Raw genomic sequence first — 26832 nt, forward strand, 5'->3', positions numbered from 1 at the left:
TGCCGCACATCTTCGCCATCGGCGACATCGTCGGCCAGCCGATGCTGGCGCACAAAGCGGTGCATGAAGCCCACGTCGCGGCCGAAGTGGCGGCGGGCGACAGCAAGGCCGCGTTCGACGCGCGCGTGATCCCGAGCGTGGCCTACACCGACCCCGAAGTGGCGTGGGTCGGCGTCACCGAAGACGAGGCCAAGGCCAAGGGCATGAAGGTGAAGAAAGGGCTGTTCCCGTGGAATGCGTCAGGCCGCGCCATCGCCAACGGCCGCGACGAAGGCTTCACGAAGCTGTTGTTCGACGAAGCGACGCACGCGATCGTGGGTGGCGGCATCGTCGGCACGCATGCCGGCGACATGATCGGCGAGGTGGCCCTCGCGATCGAGATGGGTGCCGACGCGGTCGACATCGGCAAGACGATCCACCCGCACCCGACGCTGGGCGAAAGCATCGGCCTGGCGGCCGAGGCTTTCGAAGGGGCTTGCACCGACTTGCCGCCGGTCAAGAAGTGATATTGCATCGCTGACGCGACACCATATCTGCGCCAATTCGACCGGCTCTTCGCCGGTCAACTGGCGCGGGGCTTCGGTGGTGCTTCGGTCAGGGTTTGCGGACCGGCGACGAGGCGGCTGGCGCGGGTGCAGGCGCCACGACGGGCGCCGTGGCAGCGAGGCGCTGTGCGCGGGCGTCGAGTTCGGCGCGGTCGGTCGCCACCACATCGGCCATCACCACCGGGCAGCGTGACGGGGCGTCATCGCCCTGGGCCCAGCCGGCGGCTTCGTTCGCCGAAGTCAGCGAGCGGCTCACGCCGAGCTGCGTGCCGAGCTGGTTCATCGCGGCATGCGTGCGCGCGTACGACAGGCCAAGGTCGTATTCGGCATTCGCATAGGAACGACGGGCGGTGTACAGCTCGTTCTCGGCGTTGAGCAAGTCGAGCAGGCTGCGCTGGCCGATGTCGAACTGCTGGCGGTAGGCGTCACGCGCCTTCTGGATTGCCAGCGTGTTGCGGTCGAGGTAGGCGAGCTGCTCGGTCAGCTTCTTGGTGTCGTTGTAGGCGATGGCCGCGGTCTGGCGCACGTCGCGGCAGGTCTTGTCGCGCAGGTCGGTGGCCTGGCTCACGATGTTGGCTTGCTGGCGAATGCGCGCTTGGTCTGCCCCGCCGTTGTAGAGGTTCCAGTTCAGCACGATCTCGGCGGTGCTGTTGCGGGTCTGGTCTTGCAGGCCGTCGACGTTGCGGCCGGCGTCTGCTCGCACACGCGCCTGCACCGTGGGCTGGTAGACCGAGCGCCGTGCGTCGGCCACCGAGCGTGCACCACGCAGGCCTTCGATGCTGGCACTGACCGCCGCGCTCTGGCGCACGGCGGTGTTCATGGCTTCGGTGGCGGTGGCCGGCACGCCGTCGCGCAGCATCGCGATGCCACCGAGTTCTTTCGCCGGCGGGGTGCCCACCAGGCGCTGGTAACGCGCGTTCACGTCGTGCAGGTTGGCCACCTCGGTGGTCAGGTTCGATTCGGCCAGTGCCACGCGTGCGCCCGCCTGTTCGAGGTCGACACCACGGCCCACGCCGGCCTTGAAGCGCGACTGGATCTGCAGAAAGGCGTAGCGGTGCTGCACGTAGTTGTCTTCGGCGAGCGTGACCATGCGCCGGTAGCGCTGCACGTCGTAGTGCGCCTTGGCGGCTTCGATGGCGGTCTGCTCGGTCACGTCGACCAGCTCGAAGTAACGCGCGAGCTGTTCGTGGCCGGCGCGGGCAACGTCGTTCTGCGTGCCCATGCCGTCCCACAACAGCTGCGTGAGGCTCACGCCACCCTGGCGGCGGCTCAGCGTGCGCGAGGTGCCATTGATGCGGTCACGTTCCTGGCCGGCACTCGCGTTCAGGTCGACACGCGGCAGGTAGGCGCCGCGGGCGGCGTCGACTGCGTCGACGGCGGCGCGGTAGGCGTTGAAGCGCGCAGAGACTTCGGGGTTGGTGTTGATGGCCTGTTCGATCGTGGTCTTGAGCGGGTCGGCGGTCTGGGCGATGGCGCCACCGGCTGCCATCAGCAACACGAGCGCGCAACGGGCAAAGCTTTTCGAATCCATGAGAGTCCTGAATATCCAGCGGTACTTTTCGGGGGAAATGGGTGAGGCCACGGGTCTGAAGCGGGGCATCGATTTCGCCGCGGAGTCTAGTTTGTCGGATGTCTCGCAACGCCCCCCTTCACCGAGGGGCGGCGGGGGAGTATTTCACGTCATCACCCGATCCGGTATCGGATTGACAACATCGAAGCACATGCCTTTTGACGGGGTGTGTTTCGAAATGTGAGCAAGTTCACGCTCACCTGCGAGCAGGCCGTGAGCGATGCAATGCACCACCATTCAAGTCGGCTGCTGGCTTGTCGAAGACGATGGGTTGGGTTGTTCCCTCTGCCGGCCTGTGACCATCACGTTCCCCACTGCCTGTTCGTTCGCGCGTGATGCTCCAGGGCGGGCACGCCGGGTCGTCGCGCGTGCGCTCGCCACGGCGTGGTGGCGCGGCGGTTCGGTGGCGCTGTTAGGGGCCGTGCTCGCCCTCACGGCACTCTCACCACGCGCGTGGGATGCCGAGACGATGCTGCGTGCCGCCCAGGCGCAAGGGCTGCTTGCCACCAGCGGCGTGCGGGCGCTGCAGCCCTTGCTCGCCGCGTCGGTGGGCCAGGACGAACCGCAGCGGCTGGCCGCTTTCAACGACTTTTTCAATCGCCGTGTCGTGTTCACGTCCGACATCGAAGCCTGGGGTCAAGCCGACTACTGGGCCAGCCCGCTCGAAACGCTGGGCAAGGGCCGTGGCGATTGCGAGGACTACGTGATCGCCAAGTACTTCAGCCTGCTGGCGGCCGGCGTGCCGCAGGCCAAACTGCGGCTCGTGTACGTGCGCGCGCTCATCGGCGGGCCGGGCGGTGCGGTACAAGCCCACATGGTGCTCGCCTACTACCCGCAACCCGGCGCCGAGCCGCTGATTCTCGACAACCTGATCGGCGAGATCCGTCCTGCATCGCGCCGGCCCGACCTGGAGCCCGTGTTCAGTTTCAACAGCGAGGGCCTCTGGCAGGGGGTGGGTGCGCAGAGCGCAGGCGACCCGGTGGCACGGTTGTCGCGTTGGCGCGAAGTCCTTGCAAAGGCCCGTGCCGAAGGGTTCCAATGAAGAACACAGAGAGGCAAGCATGTCGCTGATACGTCAAATCTGGTTGTTGCTGCTGGCCACGCTGTTGCTGGCCTTCGCCGCCAGCGTGAGCGTGAACGTGAGCACGGCGCGCGACACGCTGCAGACCCAGCTGCGGCTGAAGAACAGCGACAACGCCGTGGCGCTGGCACTCGTGCTGTCGCAGCAGAAGGGCCAGCTCGAACTGATGGAGCTGGCACTCGCCGCGCAGTTCGACACCGGCTTCTACCGCCGCATCCGCCTCACCGGCGTCGACGGCAAACCGCTGCTCCAGCGCGAAGCGGCGGCGGCCCCGTTGAAGGCGCCGGCCTGGTTCGCGGCCCTCGTTCCGATCGATTCCGAGCCGGGCGTGGCCCAGGTGTCCGACGGCTGGCGCGCACTGGGTGCGCTCGAAGTGGTGAGCCAGTCGTCTTATGCGGTCGACGAGTTGTGGGCCAGCAGCCTCGGCTCGGCCGGCGCGCTGGCGGTGGTGGGCTTGCTCGCCGGCTTGCTGGCTTCGCTCGCGGTCGGGCGCATCCGCCGGCCGCTGGACGACACCGTGGCGCAAGCCACCTCGCTCGAGCGTGGCGAGTACCTCACCGTGACCGAACCCAATGTGCCCGAGCTCAAGCGCCTGACCCGCGCGATGAACTCGATGGTGGCCCGGCTTCGGGTCGTGTTCGAGGGCCAGGCGTCGCAAGTCGAGAGCCTGCGCCGCCAGGCCAGCTGTGATTCCTTGACGGGCCTGTCGAACCGCATGCACTTCATGGCGCAGTTGCGCGCCGCGCTGCAGCGCGAAGACGGCCACGCCGCGGGCGGCCTGGTGCTGCTGCGGGTGCTGAACCTGACCGAGGTCAACCGCACGCTGGGCCGCGAGAGCACCGACGCGCTGATCGGCGCCATCGCGCAGACCCTGCAGACCTACACGCAGCGTGTCGACGGTTCGTTCGTCGGCCGGCTCAACGGCTCCGACTTCGCGCTCGGCCTGCCGGCCGGCGGCGTGGCCCGTGAAACCGCGCAGGCCGTGATCGAACTGCTGCGCGCCGCATTGCCCGCGCTCACGGCGCACGTGGCCGTGGCGGCCGGCGCGGTCGAGATGCGGCACGGCGCCGAACTCGGCGAGCTGATGGGAGCTGCCGACCTGGCGCTGGCGCGGGCCGAGAGCAACGGCGCGTTCTCGGTCGAGTCGGCGGGCGAGGGCGGCAGCGCCTGGGCCGGCCTGGGCGAGCGGCGCTGGCGCGAGCGGGTCAGCGAAGCGCTGGCCGACGGCCGGGTGCAGCTCGGCAGCTACCCGGTGGTGAACCCGAACCAGGGCCTGATCCACCTCGAATGCCCGTTGCGCCTGCAACTTGATCCGCAAGGGGCTTACGAAGTCGCGGCGCACTGGCTGCCGCTGGCCGTGCGCAGCCGGCTGACCAGCGCGGTCGACGAACACGCGCTGATGCTGGCGCTGAAGGCGATCGCCAGCGACGGGCAACCCCGTTGCGTGAACCTGTCGCCGGCCTCGCTGGGCGACAGCGGTTTTGCCTCACGCCTGCGCGCCAGCCTGCTGGCGCAGCCGCGCGCCGCGCGCGGTGTGTGGCTCGAAGTGAGTGAAGAAGCCGCTGTCGACCAGTTCGACCTGGTGCGCGAACTCGGCCGGCAACTGCGCCCGACCGGGGCGCGGCTCGGGCTGGAACACGCGGGCGAGCGCATCAGCCGCGTCGAGCGCCTGTTCGAGGCCGGGCTCGACTACGTGAAGCTCGACGCCGCCGTGGCCCACGGCGTGGCACTCGACGCTGGCCGTGCCGGCTTCGTGCGCGGCCTGGTGACGATGCTGCACAGCCTCTCGCTCGAGGTGTATGCCGAAGGCGTGGGCGATGCGGCCGACGCGCAGGCCTTGTGGGCCTGCGGCGTCGACGGCATGACCGGGCCCTGGGTCACCTCGACGCTGTACCGGCCTGCCGCGTGAAGCCACGCGGCCGCTTGAAGCGCGCCGCGATCAGGAGCCGTCGGTCACCAGCTTGCCGCGCTGGAGCAGGTCGTTCAGCACCTGGTTGTCGGAGGTGAAACTGCCGATCAGGTTCACCCCGTTGAGCGTGATCACCTGGTCGACTGCGCCTGCCGCATAACCGCCCGAGAACCCGCCGGTGGAGCTGACCTCGACCACCGTGTTGCCACCCACCAGCGAGAAGTGCAGGTAGTTGCCGAGGTTGCCCGTGTCGGCGGTGATCGTGATGGCGTTGTTGGTGCCGATCGCGCCGGGCAGGCTGACCACGTTCGCCGCATGCGTCTCGCCGACGAGGAGGTCACGCAGGTCGAGCACGTCGCCGGAATAGCTCGCGTTGTCGAAGTCGTTGATGACGTCGCGTGCCGGCGTGCCGGCCGTGCCGCGGTCGGCCAGCTGCCAGCGGAACACATCGTGCCCCGAGCCGCCGATCAGGATGTCGTTGCCGGCCCCGCCGATCAGGATGTCGTCACCGGCGCCGCCGTTGAGCGTGTCGTTGCCGGTGCCGCCGGTGAGCTTGTCGCTGCCGGCCGCGCCGGTGATGTTGTCGTTGCCGACACCGCCGTCGATGGTGGAGCCGGTCTGGATCTGGTAGGTGCCGGTGGTGCTGCCCGCCACGATGTGCTGCGTGTCGGTGAGCGTGGGTGCGTTCGCGTCGGAGAAGAGCGGCAACGAATCGCTGGAGAGCAGCTTGTAGGTGCTGTCGGCCGTGCCGCTGAGCTTGAACTCGACGCGCAGCTGCGCGTTGCCGCCCTGTTCCCAGTAGAGAAGCTCGAGTGCCGTCATGCCGCCGACCACTGGCACGCCGGTGTAGACACGTGTCGTCGGCGACTGGATGTCGTCGAGGATCGCCACTGTGTGGCCGCCCAGGTTCAGGCGGAACCCGTCGTCGGCGGTGATGCGGATGTCGTAGACACCACCGTCGAGGTAGGCCTGGCCCGTCAGGCGGATCGCTGCGTCGGTGGTGGTGCCCAGGCCGCTGGTCGGGCCTGAGCCACGGTTGTCGTTGTCGGCGGTGCCGGTCGACACCGTCAGCGTGCCGGCGTCGCTGCCGGTGGTGCGGTTCAGGAACTTGTAGAGCTGGCTGTTGGTGTTCGTCAGCCCGGCGGTCGAACCGCCGGCCGCCACGTTGACGTTGGTGCCCAGAGAAGCGCTCACGTCGGGCGAAGCGCCGTAGTCGACCGTGCGCGCCAGGAAGTGCGCGTCTGCAGCATTGGTGGCGCCGGCCGTCGAGGTGCCGAGGATGTTGCCGCTGCCGCCTGCCGTGGCATTGCGCGTGTTGATGATCGTGTTGAAGTCGCTGACGTGGTCGAGGTTGCCCAGCGTGCCGTCGTCGCTGTGGCGACGGTAGGTGCTGATGTTGCTGTTGGTCGGGTTCGAGTCGTTGTAGCCGTAGTAGTCGCCGGCCAGGCCAAGCGTGTTGGTCAGCGCGGTCGTGGTCGGCGTCGGGGCCACCAGCGTGTCGGCTTGCCCTGCCACCACCACCGTGATCGTGGCATTCGCCGTGCCGCCCTGGCCATCGGAGACGCGGTAGGTGAAGACGTCGGAGACGCCCGTGCCGGTGGCGACGGCATCAGCGCGGTTGGCCGTGTAGGTGTAGCTGCCGTCTGCGCGCAGCAGCAGGTCGCCATAGGTTCCGGCGAAGGTGGTGCCGCCGGCGGTGACAGCCGTCGCCGGCGTGCCGTTGCCCGCCACGGCCTGCACGACCGTGAGCGTGCCGCCGTCGGCGTCGGTGTCGCGCCCCGCTGCGTTGCCAGCCGACAGGATCACGCCGTTGGCGGCCGTCTGCGTCAGCGTGGCGCCGGCGATCACCGCGCCGGTGTCGTTGCCGGCCACGGGGTTCTCGTTCGTGCCGAGGATGTTGACGCGCACGGTGGTGGTGGTGCCGTCGGCCGACGCGACCGTGAAGGTGTCGGTGTAGGTCGTGCCTGCCACGAACTCGTTGTGGGCGGTGCTGGTGACGTAGGTCCAGGCGCCTGCGGCATTGACAGTGAAAGTGCCATAGGCGCCCACGGTGCCGGCCTGAGCCACGAACGTGGCCGGGCTGTCGACATCGGTGATCGTCAGCGTGCCGTTGGTCGACAGGACGGCATCGGTTTCCGTCAGGTTGACCGTGGCTGAACTGAGCACGGCGGCGTCGTTCGTGCCGAGGATGTTCACGCGCACCGTGGTGGTGGTGCCGTCTGCGGACGCCACCGTGAACGTGTCGGTGTAGGTTGTGCCTGCCACGAACTCGTTGTGCGCGGTGCTGGCGGTGTAGGTCCAGGCGCCTGCCGCGTTGATCGAGAAGCTGCCGTAGAGGCCGGCCGTGCCCGCCTGTGCCACGAATGTGGCCGGGCTGTCGACATCGCTGATGGTCAGCGTGCCATTCGTGCTGAGGACGGCATTGGTTTCCGTCAGGTTCACGGTGGCCGAGCTCAACACCGCAGCGTCGTTCGTGCCGGCGATGTTGACCGTGACAGTGGTCGTCGTGCCGTCGGCAGAAGCGACCGTGAACGTGTCGGTGTAGGTCGTGCCCGCAGCGAACTCGTTGTGCGCGGTGCTGGCGGTGTAGGTCCACGCGCCGGCGGCGTTGATCGTGAACGTGCCATAGGTGCCGACCGTGCCGGCTTGCGCCACGAACGCGGCGGGGCTGTCGACGTCCGAGATGGTCAGCGTGCCGTTCGTCGACAGGACCGCATTGGTCTCGGTCAGATTGACCGTGGCCGTGCTCAGGACGGCAGCGTCGTTGGTGCCGAGGATGTTGACACGCACCGTGGTCGTCGTGCCGTCTGCCGAAGCGACGGTGAAGGTGTCGGTATATGTCGTACCCGCCACGAACTCGTTATGGGCCGTGCTGGCGGTGTAGGTCCAGCCGCCCGCGGCATTGATCGAGAAGCTGCCGTACGTGCCGACCGTGCCGGCTTGCGCCACGAAGGTGGCGGGGCTGTCGACGTCCGAGATCGTCAGCGTGCCGTTCGTGGACAAGACCGAATTGGTTTCGGTCAGGTTCACCGTGGCCGAACTCAACACGGCCGCGTCGTTCGTGCCGGCGATGTTGACCGTGACCGTCGAGGTCGTGCCGTCGGCGGATGCGACGGTGAAGGTCTCGCTGTAGGTCGTGCCCGCCGCGAACTCGTTGTGCGCCGAGCTGGCCGTGTACGTCCACACGCCTGCGGCGTTGATCGTGAACGTGCCATACGTGCCGACCGTTCCGGTCTGAGCCACGAAGGTCGCCGGGCTGTCGACGTCACTGATCGTCAAGGTTCCGCCGGCCGTGAGGACGGCATTCGTCTCGGTCAGGTTGACGGTGGCGGTGCTGAGCACGGCCGCGTCGTTGGTGCCGAGGATGTTGACCGTGACCGTGCTGGTCGTCCCGTCGGCCGAAGCGACGGTGAAGGTCTCGGAGTAGGTTGTGCCCGCAGCGAACTCGTTGTGCGCCGAGCTGGCGGTGTAGGTCCAGGCGCCAGCAGCGTTGATCGTGAAGGTGCCGTAAGCGCCGACCGTTCCGGCCTGAGCCACGAAGGTAGCCGGGCTGTCGACATCGCTGATCGTCAGCGTGCCGTTGGTGCTGAGAACAGCGTTGGTTTCAGTCAGGTTGACCGTGGCCGAGCTCAGCACGGCAGCGTCGTTCGTGCCGGCGATGTTGACCGTGACCGTGCTGGTCGTGCCGTCCGCCGAAGTGACGGTGAAGGTCTCGCTGTAGGTCGTGCCTGCCGCGAACTCGTTGTGCGCCGAGCTGGCGGTGTAGGTCCACGCGCCCGCAGCGTTGATCGTGAAGATGCCGTAGGCGCCGACCGTTCCGGTCTGGGCCACGAAAGTCGCCGGGCTGTCGACATCGCTGATGGTCAGCGTGCCGTTCGCCGTGAGAACGGCGTTCGTCTCGGTCAGGTTGACCGTGGCCGAGCCCAGCACCGCGGCATCGTTGGTCCCGAGGATGTTGACCGTGACCGTGCTGGTCGTGCCGTCGGCCGATGCGACGGTGAACGTGTCGGTGTAGGTCGTGCCGGCGGCGAACTCGTTGTGCGCCGTGCTGGTGGTGTACGTCCAGGCGCCCGCCGCGTTGATCGTGAAGCTGCCGTAGAGGCCGGCCGTGCCCGCCTGGGCCACGAATGTCGCCGGGCTGTCCACGTCGCTGATGCTCAGCGTGCCGTTGGTCGACAGGACCGCATTGGTTTCGGTCAGGTTGACGGTGGCCGTGCTCAGCACGGCGGCATCGTTGGTGCCGAGGATGTTCACGCGGACGGTGGTGGTGGTGCCGTCTGCCGAGGCCACCGTGAACGTGTCGGTGTAGGTCGTGCCTGCCACGAACTCGTTGTGCGCGGAACTCGCCGTGTAGGTCCAGGCGCCCGCGGCGTTGATCGTGAAAGTGCCGTAGGTGCCGACCGTTCCGGCCTGGGCCACGAACGCGGCCGGGCTGTCGACGTCGGTCACCGTCAGCGTGCCGTTGGTGGACAGGACCGCGTTCGTCTCGGTCAGGTTGACCGTGGCCGAGCTCAACACGGCCGCGTCATTGGTGCCGAGGATGTTGACCGTGACCGTCGAGGTCGTGCCGTCGGCCGAGGCCACGATGAACGTGTCGGTGTAGGTCGTGCCAGCCGCAAACTCGTTGTGGGCCGAGCTGGCGATGTAGGTCCAGGCGCCCGCGGCGTTGATCGTGAAGGTGCCGTAGGTGCCGACCGTTCCGGCCTGGGCTACGAACGCGGCCAGGCTGTCGACGTCGGTCACCGTCAGCGTGCCGTTGGTGGACAGGACCGCGTTCGTCTCGGTCAGGTTGACCGTGGCCGAGCTCAACACGGCCGCGTCATTGGTGCCGAGGATGTTGACCGTGACCGTCGAGGTCGTGCCGTCGGCCGAAGCGACCGTGAAGGTGTCTGTGTAAGTGGTGCCTGCGGCGAATTCGTTGTGTGCCGAGCTGGCGGTGTATGTCCAGGCGCCAGCGGCGTTGATGGTGAACGTGCCGTAGGCGCCGACCGTGCCGGCTTGAGCCACGAACGTGGCGGGGCTGTCGACATCACTGATCGTCAGCGTGCCGTTCGTGGCCAAGACGGCGTTCGTCTCGGTCAGGTTGACCGTGGCCGTGCTGAGTACGGCCGCGTCGTTGGTGCCGAGGATGTTGACCGTGACCGTGCTGGTCGTGCCATCGGCCGAAGCGACGGTGAAGGTCTCGGAGTAGGTTGTGCCCGCAGCGAACTCGTTGTGGGCCGAGCTGGCGATGTAGGTCCACGCGCCGGCAGCGTTGATCGTGAAGGTGCCGTAAGCGCCGGCCGTGCCGGCCTGGGCCACGAATGTGGCCGGGCTGTCGACATCGCTGATGGTCAGCGTGCCATTCGTGCTGAGGACGGCATTGGTTTCCGTCAGGTTCACGGTGGCCGAGCTCAACACCGCAGCGTCGTTCGTGCCGGCGATGTTGACCGTGACAGTGGTCGTCGTGCCGTCGGCAGAAGCGACCGTGAACGTGTCGGTGTAGGTTGTTCCCGCAGCGAACTCGTTGTGCGCTGTGCTGGCGGTGTAGGTCCACGCGCCGGTGGCATTGATCGTGAACGTGCCGTAGGTGCCAACGGTGCCTGTCTGCGCGACGAACGTTGCAGGGCTGTCGACATCGCTGACCGTCAACGTGCCGTTGGTCGACAGGACGGCGTTCGTCTCGGTCAGATTGACCGTGGCCGAGCTGAGCAGCGCGGCATCGTTGGTGCCGAGGATGTTGATCGTGACGGTGCTGGTCGTGCCGTCGGCCGAGGCGACCGTGAAGGTCTCAGAGTACGTTGTACCCGCCGCGAATTCGTTGTGTGCCGAACTCGCGGTGTAGGTCCAGGCGCCAGCAGCATTGATCGTGAAGGTGCCGTACGTGCCGACCGTGCCGGTTTGAGCCACGAACGTGGCGGGGCTGTCCACGTCGGAGATCGTCAACGTGCCGTTCGTGGTCAGGACGGCATTCGTCTCGGTCAGGTTGACCGTCGCCGTGCTGAGCACCGCGGCATCGTTGGTCCCGAGGATATTGACTGTGACGGTCGAAGTCGTCCCGTCAGCCGAGGCGACCGTGAAGGTCTCGCTGTAGGTTGTGCCGGCCGCGAACTCGTTGTGCGCCGAACTGGCCGTGTACGTCCACACGCCCGCGGCGTTGATCGTGAACGTGCCGTAAGTGCCGACCGTTCCCGTCTGGGCGACGAAGGTCGCCGCGCTGTCCACGTCGCTGATCGTCAAGGTTCCACCAGCCGTGAGGACGGCATTCGTTTCGGTCAGGTTGACCGTGGCGGTGCTGAGCACGGCCGCGTCGTTGGTGCCGAGGATGTTGACCGTGACGGTCGACGTCGTGCCGTCTGCGGCGGCCACGGTGAAAGTCTCCGAGTACGTGGTGCCGGCCGCGAATTCGTTGTGGGCCGAGCTGGCGGTATACGTCCAGGTGCCCGCGGCATCGATCGCGAAGGTTCCGTACAGACCGACCGTGCCGGTCTGAGCAACGAAGCTCGCGGGGCTGTCCACGTCGGTGACGGTGAGGGTGCCGCCTGCGGTCAGCACCGCATTGCTCTCGGTCAGGTTGACCGTGGCCGTGCTGAGTACGGCGGCATCGTTGGTGCCGAGGATGTTGACCGTGACCGTGCTGGTCGTGCCGTCGGCGGATGCGACGGTGAAGGTCTCGCTGTAGGTCGTGCCTGCCGCGAACTCGTTGTGCGCCGAACTCGCCGTGTACGTCCACACGCCAGCAGCGTTGATCGTGAAGGTGCCGTAAGCGCCGACCGTTCCGGCCTGAGCCACGAAGGTAGCCGGGCTGTCGACATCGCTGATCGTCAGCGTGCCGTTGGTGCTGAGAACAGCGTTGGTTTCAGTCAGGTTGACCGTGGCCGAGCTCAGCACGGCCGCGTCGTTCGTGCCGGCGATGTTGACCGTGACCGTCGAGGTCGTGCCGTCGGCGGATGCGACCGTGAAGGTCTCGCTGTAAGTCGTGCCCGCGGCGAACTCGTTGTGGGCCGAGCTCGTGGTGTATGTCCAGGCGCCGGCGGCGTCTATGGCGAACGTGCCGTACGTGCCGACGGTGCCTGCCTGCGCGACGAACGTGGCGGGGCTGTCGACGTCGCTGATCGTCAACGTTCCACCAGCCGTGAGGACAGCGTTTGTCTCGGTCAGGTTGACGGTGGCGCTGCTGAGCACGGCCGCGTCGTTCGTGCCGAGGATGTTCACTGTGACGGTCGACGTCGTGCCGTCTGCGGCGGCCACGGTGAAAGTCTCGCTGTACGTCGTGCCCGCGGCGAACTCGTTGTGGGCAGAGCTTGCGGTGTAGGTCCAGGCGCCAGCGGCATTGATCGTGAACGTGCCGTAGGTGCCGACCGTACCGGCCTGCGCGACGAACGTGGCGGGGCTGTCGACATCACTGATCGTCAGCGTGCCGTTCGTGCTGAGGACGGCGTTGGTCTCGGTCAGGTTGACGGTGGCGCTGCCAAGTACGGCGGCATCGTTGGTGCCGAGGATGTTGACCGTGACCGTGCTGGTCGTGCCGTCGGCGGATGCGACGGTGAAGGTCTCGCTGTAGGTCGTGCCTGCCGCGAACTCGTTGTGCGCCGAACTCGCCGTGTACGTCCACACGCCCGCAGCATTGATCGTGAACGTGCCGTAAGTGCCGACCGTCCCCGTCTGCGCAACGAAAGTCGCCGGGCTGTCCACATCGCTGATCGTCAGCGTGCCACCAGTGGTGAGCACCGCATCCGTCTCGGTCAGGTTGACCGTGGCGGTGCCGATCACCGCGGCGTCGTTCGTGCCCGTGATGCTGACCGTGATCACCTGGGCGGTGCCGTCGATGCTGCGCACCGTGAAGGTCTCGGGCGGCAGCGTCTGGCCGTCACCGAGCGCCTGAACGGCCGGGTCGGCGTTGTTCAGGGTGTACGTCCACACACCGGCTGCATCGATGCTGAACGAGCCATGCGCACCGGCCACCGCCGTCTGCGCCACGAAGGCCGCTTCACCCGCATCCGGGTCGGTGACGGTGAGGGTGCCACTGGCCACCAGCGTCGTGTCTTCCACGGTCGCGCCGCTGGTCTGGCCACCGATGACAGCCGCGTCGGGCTGCGGCGTCACGTTCAGCGTGATCGTGTTGGGCGTGGCGTCGAAAGCACCGGCGCTGTCCTGCACGCTGAAGCTGAAGCTGGCGTAGCCGGCACCGTTGGCGTTGGCCGCAGGGGTGAAGACCAGGTTGGCCAAGGCGGCTGCGCTGACGATCTGGCCGGCCGTCACGGCCACACCACCGAGCGTGAGCGTGCCGGCGCCGGGCAGGGTGTCGATGCGCACGGCACCGAGCGACTGGCCCAGGTCGGCGTCGGCAAACCCGAAGTCGGCGGGAGCAAAGGCGCGGCTCGAGTCTTCGGCGAGTGTGAGCGTGGCGTCGGTGCCGGTCGGCGGCGTATTGCTGCCCACGTTGACCGTGAGCGTGCCGGTGGCGGTGCCACCCTGTCCGTCGCTGATCGTGTAGCTGATGACCACCGGACCGGCCACGTTGGTGGCCGGCGTGAAGTTGAGCGTTCCGTCGGCGTTGACGCTCACGACCCCGAGCGCGGCACTCACGTTGGCGCCGGTGACGGTCAACGGGTCACCGTCGACGTCGCCGTCATTGCCGAGCACGTTGATGTTGTTGATCGGCGTGTTGATCGCAGTCGAAGCCACATCGGGCGCGGCCGTCGGCGCGTCGTTCTGCGCCAGCACCGTGATGCCTTGCGTGACCGTGGCCGAGGTGGCGCCTTCGTTGTCGGTGGCGCTGAACGAGAGCGTCGTGCTGCCGTTCCAGTTGGCATTCGGAACGAAGGTCAACGCCGCGCTGCCGGCGCTGGCCGGGATCACGCTGCCCACGCTCACGGCCACGCCGCCGAACAGCAGCGTGCCGTTGGCGGGCAGCGCGGTGACGGTGAAGCTCGTGATGCTGCCGTCGACATCGCCGGCAGCGAAGGTCACCGGAACGCCTGCAGCGTCTTCCAGCCCGGTGGCAGGCGTGACAACGCCCACCGGGGCTTCGTTCGTGCCGTTGACGGTCACGGTCACGGTCTGGCTCGTGCCGTCGGCCGTGGTCACCGTGAAGGTTTCGGTCGGGTGCTGGGCGCTCGTGAGTGCCTGCACGTTGGCGTCGCCATTGCGCAGCACGTAAGTCCAGGTGCCGGCCGCGTTGATGACGAAGTCGCCATACACGCCGGCGCTGCTCGCGGCGACGAAGGTCGCAGGGCTGTCGACATCGGTGGCGGTGAGCGTGCCGGCAGCGCTGAGGCCGCCGTCTTCGGTGACGCTGCCGACCGAGGTGCCGCTGATCACGGCGGCGTCGTTGGTGCCCGAGACGCTGATGGTGACCGTCGTCGTCGAGCCGTCGTTCAAAGTGACGGTGATGGGCTCGCTCACGGTCTGCCCGCCCGCGAGTTGCTCGGCGCGTGCGTCGAGCGTGTACGTCCAGCTGCCGTCGGCGGCGAGCACCAGCGAGCCATAGGCGCCGTTGATCGTCGCGGGGGTGAAGGCCAGCGTGGCGTTGTCGGCGTCGGTGGCGGTGAGCGCGCCGCTCACCGAAGGCTGGGTGTTTTCGACCACCGAGCCGGCGCCGGTGGAGATGACCGGCGCGTCGTCGGTGCCGACGATGTTGACGGTGACGGTGCTGGTCGTGCCGTCGGCGGAAGCGACCGTAAAGGTTTCGCTGTAAGTCGTGCCCGCGGCGAACTCGTTGTGTGCCGAGCTGGCCGTGTAGGTCCAGGCGCCCGCGGCATTGATCGTGAACGTGCCGTAGGTGCCGACGGTGCCTGCCTGCGCGACGAACGTGGCCGGGCTGTCCACATCGCTGATCGTCAGCGTGCCACCAGTGGTGAGCACCGCATCCGTCTCGGTCAGGTTGACCGTAGCGCTGCTCAGCACAGCCGCGTCGTTCGTGCCGACGATGTTCACGGTGACCGTGCTGGTCGTGCCGTCGGCGGAAGCGACCGTGAAAGTCTCGCTGTAAGTCGTGCCTGCCGCGAACTCGTTGTGCGCCGAGCTGGCCGTGTAGGTCCAGGCGCCAGCGGCATTGATCGTGAACGTGCCGTAGGCGCCGACCGTGCCGGCTTGAGCCACGAACGTGGCGGGGCTGTCGACATCCGAGATGGTCAGCGTACCGTTCGTGCTGAGGACGGCGTTGGTCTCGGTCAGGTTGACGGTGGCGGTGCTGAGCACGGCCGCGTCGTTCGTGCCGAGGATGTTGACCGTGACCGTGCTGGTCGTGCCGTCGGCCGAAGCGACGGTGAAGGTCTCGCTGTAGGTCGTGCCTGCGGCGAACTCGTTGTGCGCCGAACTCGCCGTGTACGTCCACACGCCCGCAGCATTGATCGTGAACGTGCCGTAAGTGCCGACCGTCCCCGTCTGCGCAACGAAAGTCGCCGGGCTGTCCACATCGCTGATCGTCAGCGTGCCACCAGTGGTGAGCACCGCATCCGTCTCGGTCAGGTTGACCGTGGCGGTGCCGATCACCGCGGCGTCGTTCGTGCCCGTGATGCTGACCGTGATCACCTGGGCGGTGCCGTCGATGCTGCGCACCGTGAAGGTCTCGGGCGGCAGCGTCTGGCCGTCACCGAGCGCCTGAACGGCCGGGTCGGCGTTGTTCAGGGTGTACGTCCACACACCGGCTGCATCGATGCTGAACGAGCCATGCGCACCGGCCACCGCCGTCTGCGCCACGAAGGCCGCTTCACCCGCATCCGGGTCGGTGACGGTGAGGGTGCCACTGGCCACCAGCGTCGTGTCTTCCACGGTCGCGCCGCTGGTCTGGCCACCGATGACAGCCGCGTCGGGCTGCGGCGTCACGTTCAGCGTGATCGTGTTGGGCGTGGCGTCGAAAGCACCGGCGCTGTCCTGCACGCTGAAGCTGAAGCTGGCGTAGCCGGCACCGTTGGCGTTGGCCGCAGGGGTGAAGACCAGGCGGCCTGCGGCGATGTCGGCGGCCGAGATGACCTGGCCCGCAACGACCGCCACGCCGTCCAGGCGCAGGCTGCCGGCGGCGGGCAGCGTGTCGATGCGTGCGTTGGCGAAAGTCTGGCCGCTGTCGGCGTCGGTGAAACCGAAGTTTGCCGTCTGCACGGTGAGGCTGCTGTCTTCGGCCAGCGTGAGCGTGGCGTCGGTGCCGCTCGGCGGCGTGTTGCTGCCCACGTTGACGGTCACGCTGGCGGTGCTTGCCGCGCCCGACGGGTCGGTCACGGTGTAGCTGATCAGCACCTGGCCGGTGAAATTGGCAGCCGGCGTGAAGGCGAGCGTGCCGTCCGGGTTGACGCTGACCGTGCCTTGCGCGGGGTTGGCGAGCGTGGCGCCGCTGACGCTGAGCGCGTCGCCGTCCACATCGCGGTCGTTGGCCAAAACGGCGATGGTCACCGGCGCATTGATGGCTGTCGAGGCGATGTCGTCGGCGGCGATCGGCGCGTCGTTCTGCGCCGTCACGCTCAAGGTGAGCGTGGCGCTGGACGTGGCTGTGCCGTCGGTCGCGGTGTAGCTCACGCTCGGCACCGCGCCATTGAAGTTCGGGGCCGGCGTGAAGGTGTAGCTGCCGTCGGCCAGCATCACCAGGGTGCCGACGCCCGGCAGCGTGGCCGTGCTTCCGGCGGCATAGGTCGTGCCGCCGATGCTGAACTGGCTGATCGACAGCGCCGGGCCGTCGATGTCGGTGTCGTTGGCGAGCACGTTGCCGCTGACCGGTGTGTCTTCGAGCGCGGCCGCGGTGTCGGCGTTCGCCACCGGTGCGTCGTTGACCGGCGCCACGTTGACCTGCACCGTGGCGGGCGCAGAAACACTGCCGAGGTTGTCGGTCACCGTGAAGGTGATCCCGGTGCTGCCATTGAAATCGGGCGCGGGCCTGAACAACAGGCCAGCGGCTTGTGCAGGCGTGAGCGTCTGCCCCACGCTGACGCGGGTGACGCCGTCGGCCAGCAACAGCGTGCTGCCCGCGGGCAAGCCCGTGACCGTGACGCCAGTGATGCTGCCATCGACGTCGGTGCCGGCGAGCGCCACCGGAACATTGCCGTCTTCGAGGCCTGCTGCGGTGCCGGCGGTGGCGATGGGCGCGTCGTTCACGGCCGTGAGCCCGACCGTCACAGTGCCGCTCGCGGTCGCAGTGCCGCTGGTCACGGTGTAGCCGAAGTCGCCGACGGGCGTGCCGGGCACGTAGTCGGCCGGCGGCACGTAGACCAGGCCGGGCAGGTCTGCCGGGGTGAGCACGGTGGTGGCGGTCACGACAGAGCCGTCGGCCTTGTGGATCTCGCCGACCGCCGGCAACCGGTCGATCGTGATGCTGGCGCCGGCACCGGCGCCGCCGGGCAGGGGCAAGCCGAGGTTGACCGACGTTCCTTCTTCGACCGCCGAGATCGAGCCCGAGCCGGCGCTCAGGCCTGGCGTGGTGGTTTGTGGCGCTTCTTCTTGCTGGCCGCCGCCGTCGGGCAGCACCACGGGTGTGCGCGTCACGGTGTTCTGGAAGAAGCCCGCGGGTGTGAGCGTTTCGCTGATGCGCTCGACGCGCAGGCCTTCCTGCAGGTTGCCGTCGCCACCGCCGTTCAGGCCGGCGGCCGTGGCGGCCTGGCTGTCGCCTTCGTTCAGGCCGGTGATGACACGGTCGATCTCGTCGCCTTGCGCCGGCTTGGCGGTGCGCGTGGCGTCGGGCGGCGAATCGATCTGCACGATGCCGTCTTGCGAGGTCAGGATCACATCGCCCGTCGTGACCAGGTCGCCGACCTTCAGCGGGTGCATCTTGCCGTCGGCCCCGCGGCGCAGGGCGGTGCCGCGAATACCGGTGACGGTGCCAGTGGTCGATTGGATCGTGGGCATGAGATGACCTTGCTGCATATTCGAAAAGGTAGGTTGTGTCGGAGCGTAACCGAGGGTGCCTGCCTTATGTGCGTCATTGGGTAAGTCCAGCGTGAACAGAGTCACCGCAGAGACCGGTTTTTATGCACATAAGGAAAGGCGGGCTTTTGCCGCGCTCGTGTGCCCAACGGGTTTTCGGCATGGCTGCGCGACGCTTGAGGCCGGGGCGCCAGCGTTCGCAGTGAGGTTTGTCACGCGGGCGGCGCCTGAACGCCGCCGAAGCCCGGTCAGCGCTCTCGCAGCGCGTAGGCCTTGCCCTTGAGGATGGGCTTGAGCAGGTACGACATGACGGTCTTGTTGCCGGTCAGGATGTCGACCTCGGCCGTCATGCCGGGGATCACCGGCATCTTCTCGCCGAAGTTGGCGCGGGTGGTGCGCACCCGCACCAGATAGAAAGCGTTGCCACGTTCGTCGAGCACGGTGTCGGGGCTGATGTTCTCGACTTCGGCCGCCAGGCCGCCGTAGATCGAGAAGTCGTAGGCCGTGAACTTCACGGTCGCCGCCTGGCCGGGGTGGATGAAGGCGATGTCGCGCGGCTGCACCTTGGCTTCGAGCACCAGCACGTCGTCGAGCGGCACGATTTCGACGATGTCCTTGCCGGGTTGCACCACGCCGCCCACCGTGTTGGCCAGCAGGCGCTGCACGCGGCCGCGCACGGGGCTCTTGATCTGCGACTTGTCGACCTTGTCGGTGAGCGCCACGGCGCCCTGGTTCAGGGCGTTGATCTTGCCCAGCACGTCGGCCATCTCCTTGCGGGCCTCGTTGCGGAAGCTCAGTTCGGTTTCCTGGATCTTGCGCTGCGCTTCGCCGATGGCCGCCTGCACGCGGCTGATCTGCGCACCGGCCTGTTCCGCATCGCCACGGCCCTTGGAGACCTCGCGCTCCAGCCGCAGGATGTCGACTTCCGACACCGCGCCGCTGGCCAGCAGCGGCTTGGTCTTGGTCAGTTCCTGCAGGCTCAGTTCCAGGCTGCGTTCGGCCGAACTTTTGCGCGAGCGCATTTCGGCGAGCTCTTGCTGGCGCTGTTCGAGCTGCTGGCGGTTGATGGCGAGCTGCGTGTTCAGCTCGGAAACCCGGGTTTCGTACAGCCGCCGCTCTTCTTCGACGATGCGCGCCTCGGCCGGGCTGTCACCCGGCGGCGGTGGCAGAAAAGCCGAGCCTTCGGCGAGCGCGCGCAGGCGCGCCTGCCGCGCCTTCAGCGCAAAACCCTGGGCCGCGCTCTCGCGCACGCCCGAGGTGGCGCGGGTCTCGTCGATCTTCAGCAGCAGCTGGTCTTTTTCGACGACCTGGCCCTCCTTGACGAGGATCTCGGAGACCACGCCGCCGTCGAACGACTGGATCAGCTGCAGCTGCCGCGAAGAGATGACCCGCGCGTCGCCCTTGGTGATCTCGTCGACTCGGGCCAGCGCGGCCCACACGATCATCAGCACCACGACCACGACGGCGGCGCGCACGATCTTCTGCGCGCGCTGCGTCTGCGCCCGCGACATCACTTCGGTGGCCTGCAGCTCGAAGCTGCGAAAGCCGGCACGGTTGGCTTCGTCGTCGGCCACACCCGGGCCGAAGAGCCGGTTCGTCAGCGGCTCGACGGCGAGGCGCACACGCTCGAGCGCGCGAACGACCAGCGGCCGCGGCGCAGGGGGCGTGGAGGGGTCGATGAGGTCGTTCATGCCGCCTTCGCCACACGCCCGCTGGCGAGTGCTTCCATGATGCGGTCGCGCGGGCCGTCGGCCACGATGCGGCCGCCGTCGATCACGATCACGCGCGTGACCATGGCCAGCATCGAGGTGCGGTGCGTCACCAGCACCACGGTCTTGTTCTGCGCGAAGGCCGCGACACGCGCGGTGATCTGCGCTTCGGTCGAGAAGTCCATGGCGCTGGTCGGCTCGTCGAGCAGCAGGATCGGTGCGTTGTGCAGCAGCGCGCGTGCCAGGCCCACGCTCTGGCGCTGCCCGCCCGAAAGCGATTCGCCACGCTCACCCACCGGCATGTCGAAGCCGCGCGGGTGGCGGTTCACGAGCTCGCTCATGCCGGCGATGTCGGCCGCGGCCACCACGGCGGAATCGTCGGCATAGGGCAGGCCGAAGGCGATGTTCTCGCGCAGCGTGCCGTAGAAGAGCGTCACGTCCTGCGACACGTAGCCGAGGTTGCGGCGCACGTCGGCGGGGTCAAGCTGGCGCAGGTCGATGCCGTCGAGCAGCACGGCACCTTCGCTCGGCTGGTACAGGCCCATCATCAGGCGCTGGATCGTCGACTTGCCCGAGCCCACCCGGCCGATCAGCGCCACACGTTCGCCGGCGGTGATCTTGAAGCTCAGGCCATCGAGCGCCGAGTCTTGCCGGCCGGGGTAGGCGAACTTGACGTTGCGGAACTCGATGTCGCCACGCAGTTGGGCGCGCTGGATGAAGGTCTGGCCGAGCGGGCGCTCGACCGGCTTGTCCATCACCTTGTTCAGGTTGTCGAGCGCGGTGCGCGCGCCCTGGTACTGCATCAGCAGGCCGACGATCTGGCCGGCCGGCGCGAGCGCGCGGCCCGAGAGCATGCTGACCGCGATCAGCGCACCCATGGTCAACTCGCGCTGGCCGATGAGGTACACGCCGACCACGAGGATCGCGACGGTGACCGCCTGCGACAGCAGGTTGGTGCCGTACATCGCCTTCGACGACAGCGCGCGCATCTTCACGCTGGTGCGCGCCAGGAACACGTTGGCGCGTTCCCATTTCGCCTGCACCACGCTTTCGGCGCCCTGCGACTTGATGGTCTCGATGCCGGTCAGGCACTCGATCAGCGTGGCGTTGCGCAGCGCGCCGGCCTTGTACGTGGTCTCCGACAGTTCGTGCAGCCGGTTCTGCAGCACGTAGCCGAGGACCAGGATGATCAGCCCGGCCGCGATCACCGGCAGCGCGAGCCAGGGCGAGATCCAGGCGATCACGACCACGAAGAGCAGGGCGAACGGCAGATCGATCAAGGCGGTCACGGTGCTCGACGCGATGAAGTCGCGCACCTGCTCGAAGCCGCGCAGGCTGGCGGCGAACGAGCCGACCGATTCGGGGCGGTGTTCGAGCCGCATGCCGAGCACCTTTTCCATCAGCTTGGCCGAGATCTGCACGTCGACCCGCGCGCTCGCCTCGTCGACGAAGTGGCTGCGCAGCAGGCGCATGAACAGGTCGGCACACAGCACAAGCGCGACGCCGATGGACAGCGCCCACATGGTCTCGATCGCATTGTTGGGAACGACCCGGTCGTAGACGTTCATCGAGAACATCGGGAAAGCGAGCGCGAACAGGTTGATCAGCAGCGCGGCCCACAGCACGTCGCGGTAGACGAATCGCTGCTGCAGCAGCGCGCCCCAGAACCAGTGGCGTGACTTGAGCGTGGAGGGCGCCGCGCCGTCGGGCCCGGGGCGGCCTTCGGTGCGTGCGTCGAAGCGGAAGTGGGGCCGCACGAACAGCACGACACCGGTGAAACGCTGCGCCAGTTCGTCGCGGCTGAGGGTGACCGAGCCTTGCGCGGTTTCAGGCAGCAGCACCCGGGCCGTCGCCGGCGAGCCGCCGGCATCGCTGGCGGGTTCCCAGCCGGTGAGGACGCAGGCGTTGTCACCCTTCAGGATCAGGATCACCGGCAGCGCTGCCGGGTCGATCTTTTCGAGCGCCAGGCGCTGCACCTTGGACGACAAGCCGCCGCGCGCCGCGGCGCGCTCGGCCAGGTCGAGCGAGAGGCGCCCGCCTTCGAGCGGCAACGCGGCCGACAGCGACGCGCGCGACGCCGACAGGCCGTGCAGACGGCACACCTCGACCAGGCAGTCGAGCAGCGGGTCGGGGTGGATCAGGTCTTCGCGCAGGCGCTGCGGCGGGAGGGCCGGCGTGGCCGCCGGCACGGCGGCTGACGGGGCGGACATCTCGGTCATGCGGTCGGGTGACGGCTCGTGGGCATCACGCTATATCGGCCACATACACGTCGAATTGACCCCGCCGGTGGTCGGCGAAAAAGCGCTTCAGGGTTTCGCGGGTGGTGCGAAAGGCGATCTCGTCCCACGGCACTTCGTCTTCGCGGAACAGCCGGGCCTCGATGCTTTCGGGGCCCGGGGCGAAGTCGGTGTCGAGCAGCCGTGCGCGGTAGAACAGGTGGACCTGGCCGACGCGGATCACGTTCAACATCGTGTACAGGCCTTGCAATTCGATGTGCGCGCCGGCCTCTTCGACCGTTTCTCGCATCGCGCCTTCGGCCACCGACTCGCCGAGCTCCATGAAGCCGGCCGGCAGTGTCCACAGGCCGTAGCGCGGTTCGATGTTGCGACGGCACAGCAGCACCTGGTCGCCCCAGACCGGCACCGTGCCCACCACGTTGAGCGGGTTCTCGTAGTGGATGGTGTGGCACACCGTGCAGGTGGCGCGCTCGCGGTTGTCGTCGGCCGGCACGCTGTACACGGCCGTGCCGCCGCAGGTCTTGCAATGCTTGATGCTGCGGGGGGTGAACATGCGGCGCAGTGTAGCGTGCAGGTGCTGCGCGCAAGGCACAAGGCCCGGCACCGCGTGGCATCATTCCGGGCGATTCGCGCGTCGCGCCACAGTCCTCCAGGAACCCCGATCATGAGCTTTGTCTTCACGCCGCCTGCCACCCCGTCCGTACCGGTTCAAGGTGGCGCCGCGACCGCGCTGTTTCCGGTGCACCGCATCTACTGTGTCGGCCGCAACTACGTCGAACACGCGATCGAGATGGGCCACAGCGGGCGTGAAGCGCCTTTTTTCTTCATGAAGCCGGCCGACGCGGTGTTGCCGGTTGCCGAAGGCACGGTCGGCAAGATGCGTTACCCGACGATGAGCCAGAGCCTGCACCACGAACTCGAGCTGGTCGTGGCCATCGGCAAGGGCGGGCGCAACATCAGCGCGGCCGACGCGATGAACCACGTGTGGGGTTACGCCGTGGGCCTGGACATGACACGCCGCGACCTGCAGGCCGAAGCCAAGAAGCTCGGCCGGCCCTGGTGCATCGGCAAGGGTTTCGACGAGTCGGCGCCGATCGGGCCCATTCGCCGCGCCGAAGAATGTGCGCTCGGCGCCGAGACGAAGATCAGGCTCGACGTGAACGGCACGCAGCGCCAGGCCAGTGTGCTCGGCAAGCTGATCTGGAGCGTGGCCGAGATCATCGAGCACCTGTCGAAGGCCTGGGAGCTCGCGCCCGGCGACCTCATCTTCAGCGGCACGCCCGAAGGCGTGGCGGCCGTGGTGGTGGGCGACACGCTGAGCGCGAGCGTCGAAGGCGTGGGCACGCTGCAACTGCAGATCGTTGCCGGCTGAAATGGGGGACGGGCATGCAGCTCTACAACTACTTCCGCTCGTCGGCTTCCTACCGCGTGCGCATCGCGCTCGCGCTCAAGGGCCTCGACTACGACTACATGCCGGTGCACCTGCTGAAGAACGAACAGCTCGGCCCGGCCTTCGCGCAGATCTCGCCAGCCGGGCTGGTGCCCGTCTTGCAGGACGGCGACAAGCTGCTCACACAGTCGATCGCGATCATCGAGTACCTCGACGAAACTCACCCGCAGCCTTCACTGCTGCCCGGTGACGCTTTGCAGCGCGCCCGCATCCGGGCGGTGTCGCAAGACATCGCCTGCGAGATCCACCCGATCAACAACCTGCGTGTGCTGCGTTACCTGGTGCGCGACCTGAAGGTCAGCGAGGACGACAAGAACCGCTGGTACCGGCATTGGGTCGAAACCGGTCTCGAAGTCGTCGAACGCCAGCTCGCGGACGGTGCCGGCACCGGCAAGTTCTGCTTCGGCGACACACCCACGCTGGCCGACTGCGTGCTCGTGCCGCAGATCCACAACGCGCAGCGCATGGAATGCCGGCTCGACCATGTGCCGACCGTGATGCGCGTGTTCGGCGAGTGCATGCGGCACGACGCGTTCTCAAAGACCCAGCCTTCGGCCTGCCCGGATGCCGGCTGAGCCCGGCACCGGCACAGGCCCGCATGCCGGCTGGCTGCGGCCGGGCTGGCATGCGCCGGGCATCGGTGCGCTGATGACCACACGCCATGGCGGTGTCAGCCAGGGGCCTTTCGAGAGCCTGAACCTGCGCGACGGATTGGGCGACGACCCGGCGGCCGTGCGCCGGAACAAGGCGGTACTGCACGACGCGATCGGCGCGCGGCCGGTGTTCCTGAACCAGGTGCACGGCGCGCAGGTCGTGCGCCTGTTCGAGCCCGACGCGGCGCCCGGCGCGGCGGTTCACACCGCCGATGCGAGCGTGACCACCGAACCCGGCGTGGCCTGCACCGCCCAGGTGGCCGATTGCCTGCCGGTGCTGTTCGCAGCGCCCGACGCACGCGCGGTGGGCGCAGCGCACGCCGGCTGGCGCGGCCTGGCGCTCGGTGTGCTCGAGGCGACGCTGGCCTCGGTGTGCGAGCTGGCCGACTGCGCGCCTGCCGAGGTGCAGGTGTGGCTCGGTGCCTGCATCGGGCCGCGCCGGTTCGAAGTGGGGCCCGATGTGCTCGAAGCCTTCGGCGCGTCCACGACCGGCGGCGACACCGTGCTCTTCGTTCGCCACACGCCGGGCAAGTGGCTCGCCAACCTGCCGCAACTGGCGCGTGAGCGCCTGATCGCCGCCGGGATCGAGTCGATCAGCGGCGGCGCGTGGTGCACCGTGGAAGACGCGTCACGGTTCTTTTCGTTCCGGCGCGACCGCGTCACCGGGCGCATGGCCGCTGCCATCTGGATCGAGCGGCGCGGCGGCACCTGATTCACCCACTGCCAGGCCTTCACGCTGCCGCCGCAGACGCTTGCGCGCCGGGCTGCTCATCAGGTACAGCACGATGCCGAGCGGCAGCAGGCCGTACAGCAGCAACGTGAACAGGGCACCGAGCAGCGTGCCTTGCGCGCTGGTCGCTTCGACCACCGCCACCATCAACACCACGTACATCCAAGCGATCGCGACCAGAAACATGGTTCGTTGCCTCGTTTGCTGGGATTTTGAGGCGTTGTTTCGTTGCCTTAATATGAGATGACGTGTCATAATGTGGCATATATCCGCACAGAATCCGGATATACAAAGTCGCAACGCTCACGTAAAACCGGTTCATCAAGCGACCGAAGAGCATCGCGACGAACGATGCCAAAAACCCCTGGAAGGAGACACATGAAAACGGCACCCGACCCGGCACTTTCCACGCCCGCAGACATGGCCGCCAGCGCGCAAGCCATCGGATCGCAGCTCGGCGAAGTCTGGAAGACCGTCTCCGGCCTCAGCCTGCCGATGCCGGTCTTGGCCGAGGTGCAAAGCAGCTACCTGAAGCAGGCCACCGAACTGTGGAACCAGTCGCTGCAACCCGGCCAGTCGGCCACGCCGGCCGCCGACCGCCGCTTTGCCGCGCCTGCCTGGGGATCCAACCCGGCGGCGGCCTACATCGCCCAGATGTACCTGCTCAACGCGCGCACGCTGATGCAGATGGCCGACAGCCTGGAAGGCGACGCCAAGACCAAGCAGCGCATCCGTTTCTCGGTGCAGCAATGGCTCGATGCCTCGTCGCCGAACAACTTCCTGGCGCTCAACCCCGACGCACAGCGCAAGGCGCTCGAGACCCACGGCGAGAGCATCAGTCAGGGCATGAAGAACCTGTGGCACGACGTGCAGCAGGGCCATGTGTCGCAGACCGACGAGAGTGTCTTCGAGGTCGGCCGCAACGTGGCCACGAGCGAAGGCTCCGTCGTGTTCGAGAACGAGCTGTTCCAGCTGATCGAATACAAGCCGCTCACCGCCAAGGTGTTCGAGCGGCCGATGCTCTTCGTGCCACCCTGCATCAACAAGTACTACATCCTCGACCTGCAGCCCGAGAACTCGCTGATCCGCTACACGGTGGAGCAGGGCCACCGGGTTTTCGTGGTGAGCTGGCGCAATGCCGACGAGAGCATCAAGCAGTACACCTGGGACCAGTACATAGAAGACGCGGCCATCCGCGCGATCAAGGTGGTGCAGGAGATCACGGGCAGCGACAAGCTCAACACGCTCGGCTTCTGTGTCGGCGGCACCATTCTCTCGACGGCGCTCTCGGTGCTGGCGGCGCGCGGTGAAAAGCCGGCCGCCAGCGTGACGCTGCTCACCACCTTCCTCGACTTCCGCGACACCGGCGTGCTCGACCTCTTCATCGACGAGGCCATGGTGAAGATGCGCGAGATGACGCTCGGCCCGCAAAGCCCGGGTGGCGGGAGCCTGCTCAAGGGCCAGGAACTGGCCACCACCTTCAGCTTCCTGCGGCCGAACGACCTGGTCTGGAACTACGTGGTCGGCAACTACCTGAAGGGCGAAACGCCGCCACCGTTCGACCTGCTCTACTGGAACGGCGACAGCACCAACCTGCCCGGCCCGATGTACTGCTGGTACCTGCGCAACACCTACCTCGAGAACAACCTCGTCAAGCCCGGCAAGATGACGGTGTGTGGCGAGAAGGTCGACTTGCGTCGCATCGATGCACCGGCGTACGTGTATGCCTCGCGTGAGGACCACATCGTTCCGTGGGAAGGCGCCTACCGCAACACGCAGGTGCTCGGCGGCAAGACCCGCTTCGTGCTCGGTGCCTCGGGCCACATTGCCGGTGTGATCAACCCGCCGGCCAAGGGCAAGCGCAGCCACTGGATCGGCGTCACCGCCGCGCTGCCCGAGCAGGCCCAGGCCTGGATCGACAAAGCCAAGGAACACCCGGGCAGCTGGTGGACCGACTGGTCGAGCTGGCTCAAGACCCACGCCGGCAAACAGGTCGCCGCGCCCAAGGCCCCTGGCAACAAGGCCCACAAGGCGATCGAGCCGGCGCCCGGCCGTTACGTCAAACAAAAGGCCTGAAATCGACACCGCGCCGGCCCGCTTCGCGGTCAGCGCGCTAT

General features: G+C 67.7%; 12 protein-coding genes and 1 pseudogene. 7 read left to right on the forward strand and 6 right to left on the reverse strand.

Annotation, left to right across the window (positions count from 1 at the left end):
• Positions 1-506 (forward strand): annotated as a pseudogene (locus AC30PD_RS11800) (dihydrolipoyl dehydrogenase); the annotation flags it as partial.
• A gap of 88 nt (positions 507-594) precedes the next feature.
• On the opposite strand, the gene AC30PD_RS11805 reads toward AC30PD_RS11800, so the two are convergent.
• Positions 595-2076 (reverse strand): TolC family outer membrane protein, encoded by a 1482-nt coding sequence (locus AC30PD_RS11805; RefSeq protein ID WP_489535849.1) that lies wholly within the window; start codon positions 2074-2076, stop codon positions 595-597.
• Positions 2077-2410: 334 nt separating this feature from the next.
• On the opposite strand from AC30PD_RS11805, the gene AC30PD_RS11810 reads away from it, so the two are divergent.
• A complete protein-coding gene (locus AC30PD_RS11810) occupies positions 2411-3157 on the forward strand; it encodes a transglutaminase-like cysteine peptidase (RefSeq protein ID WP_489535850.1) in 747 nt (248 codons plus the stop codon).
• Positions 3158-3176: 19 nt separating this feature from the next.
• Positions 3177-5105, forward strand: a complete 1929-nt coding sequence (locus tag AC30PD_RS11815; protein WP_489535851.1) for a bifunctional diguanylate cyclase/phosphodiesterase — start codon at positions 3177-3179, stop codon at positions 5103-5105.
• A gap of 30 nt (positions 5106-5135) precedes the next feature.
• Here the strand turns inward: AC30PD_RS11815 and AC30PD_RS11820 are convergent, their stop codons facing one another.
• The 4 genes from AC30PD_RS11820 to AC30PD_RS11835 all read right to left on the reverse strand — a co-directional run bounded on the left by AC30PD_RS11820 (position 5136) and on the right by AC30PD_RS11835 (position 22435).
• On the reverse strand, positions 5136-17918 hold the full coding sequence (locus tag AC30PD_RS11820; protein ID WP_489535852.1) for a VCBS domain-containing protein: 12783 nt from the start codon (positions 17916-17918) through the stop codon (positions 5136-5138).
• 266 nt (positions 17919-18184) lie between these two features.
• The gene (locus AC30PD_RS11825; RefSeq protein ID WP_489535853.1) at positions 18185-19627 is read right to left on the reverse strand and encodes an HlyD family type I secretion periplasmic adaptor subunit; all 1443 of its coding nucleotides are present in this window, start codon (positions 19625-19627) and stop codon (positions 18185-18187) included.
• Complete coding sequence (locus tag AC30PD_RS11830; RefSeq protein WP_489535854.1) at positions 19624-21864, reverse strand: type I secretion system permease/ATPase; 2241 nt, start codon at positions 21862-21864, stop codon at positions 19624-19626. Before AC30PD_RS11830 ends, AC30PD_RS11825 begins: the two co-directional genes overlap by 4 nt.
• 25 nt (positions 21865-21889) lie before the next feature.
• On the reverse strand, positions 21890-22435 hold the full coding sequence (locus AC30PD_RS11835) for an NUDIX hydrolase (protein WP_489535855.1): 546 nt from the start codon (positions 22433-22435) through the stop codon (positions 21890-21892).
• A gap of 111 nt (positions 22436-22546) precedes the next feature.
• On the opposite strand from AC30PD_RS11835, the gene AC30PD_RS11840 reads away from it, so the two are divergent.
• From AC30PD_RS11840 to pgeF, 3 genes are read left to right on the forward strand one after another with little or no spacing between them, the layout of a single operon-like run.
• Positions 22547-23254: a fumarylacetoacetate hydrolase family protein gene (locus AC30PD_RS11840; RefSeq protein ID WP_489535856.1), complete on the forward strand. Its 708-nt coding sequence runs from the start codon at positions 22547-22549 to the stop codon at positions 23252-23254.
• A 14-nt stretch (positions 23255-23268) separates the two neighbouring features.
• Positions 23269-23907 (forward strand): maleylacetoacetate isomerase, encoded by a 639-nt coding sequence (maiA, locus tag AC30PD_RS11845; RefSeq protein ID WP_489535857.1) that lies wholly within the window; start codon positions 23269-23271, stop codon positions 23905-23907.
• Positions 23897-24697, forward strand: a complete 801-nt coding sequence (gene pgeF, locus AC30PD_RS11850) for a peptidoglycan editing factor PgeF (RefSeq protein WP_489535858.1) — start codon at positions 23897-23899, stop codon at positions 24695-24697. The genes maiA and pgeF overlap by 11 nt, the downstream gene beginning before the upstream one ends.
• Here the strand turns inward: pgeF and AC30PD_RS11855 are convergent.
• Positions 24614-24901, reverse strand: a complete 288-nt coding sequence (locus AC30PD_RS11855) for a hypothetical protein (RefSeq protein WP_489535859.1) — start codon at positions 24899-24901, stop codon at positions 24614-24616. The genes pgeF and AC30PD_RS11855 overlap by 84 nt on opposite strands.
• A 192-nt stretch (positions 24902-25093) precedes the next feature.
• Here AC30PD_RS11855 and phaC point away from each other — a divergent pair, with 192 nt between their 5' ends.
• Positions 25094-26791, forward strand: a complete 1698-nt coding sequence (gene phaC, locus AC30PD_RS11860) for a class I poly(R)-hydroxyalkanoic acid synthase (protein ID WP_489535860.1) — start codon at positions 25094-25096, stop codon at positions 26789-26791.
• The last annotated feature ends 41 nt before the right edge of the window (positions 26792-26832 follow it).

Source organism: Rhizobacter sp. (assembly GCF_032229685.1).
In the GTDB taxonomy this organism is placed as follows: Bacteria; Pseudomonadota; Gammaproteobacteria; order Burkholderiales; family Burkholderiaceae_C; genus LMDS01.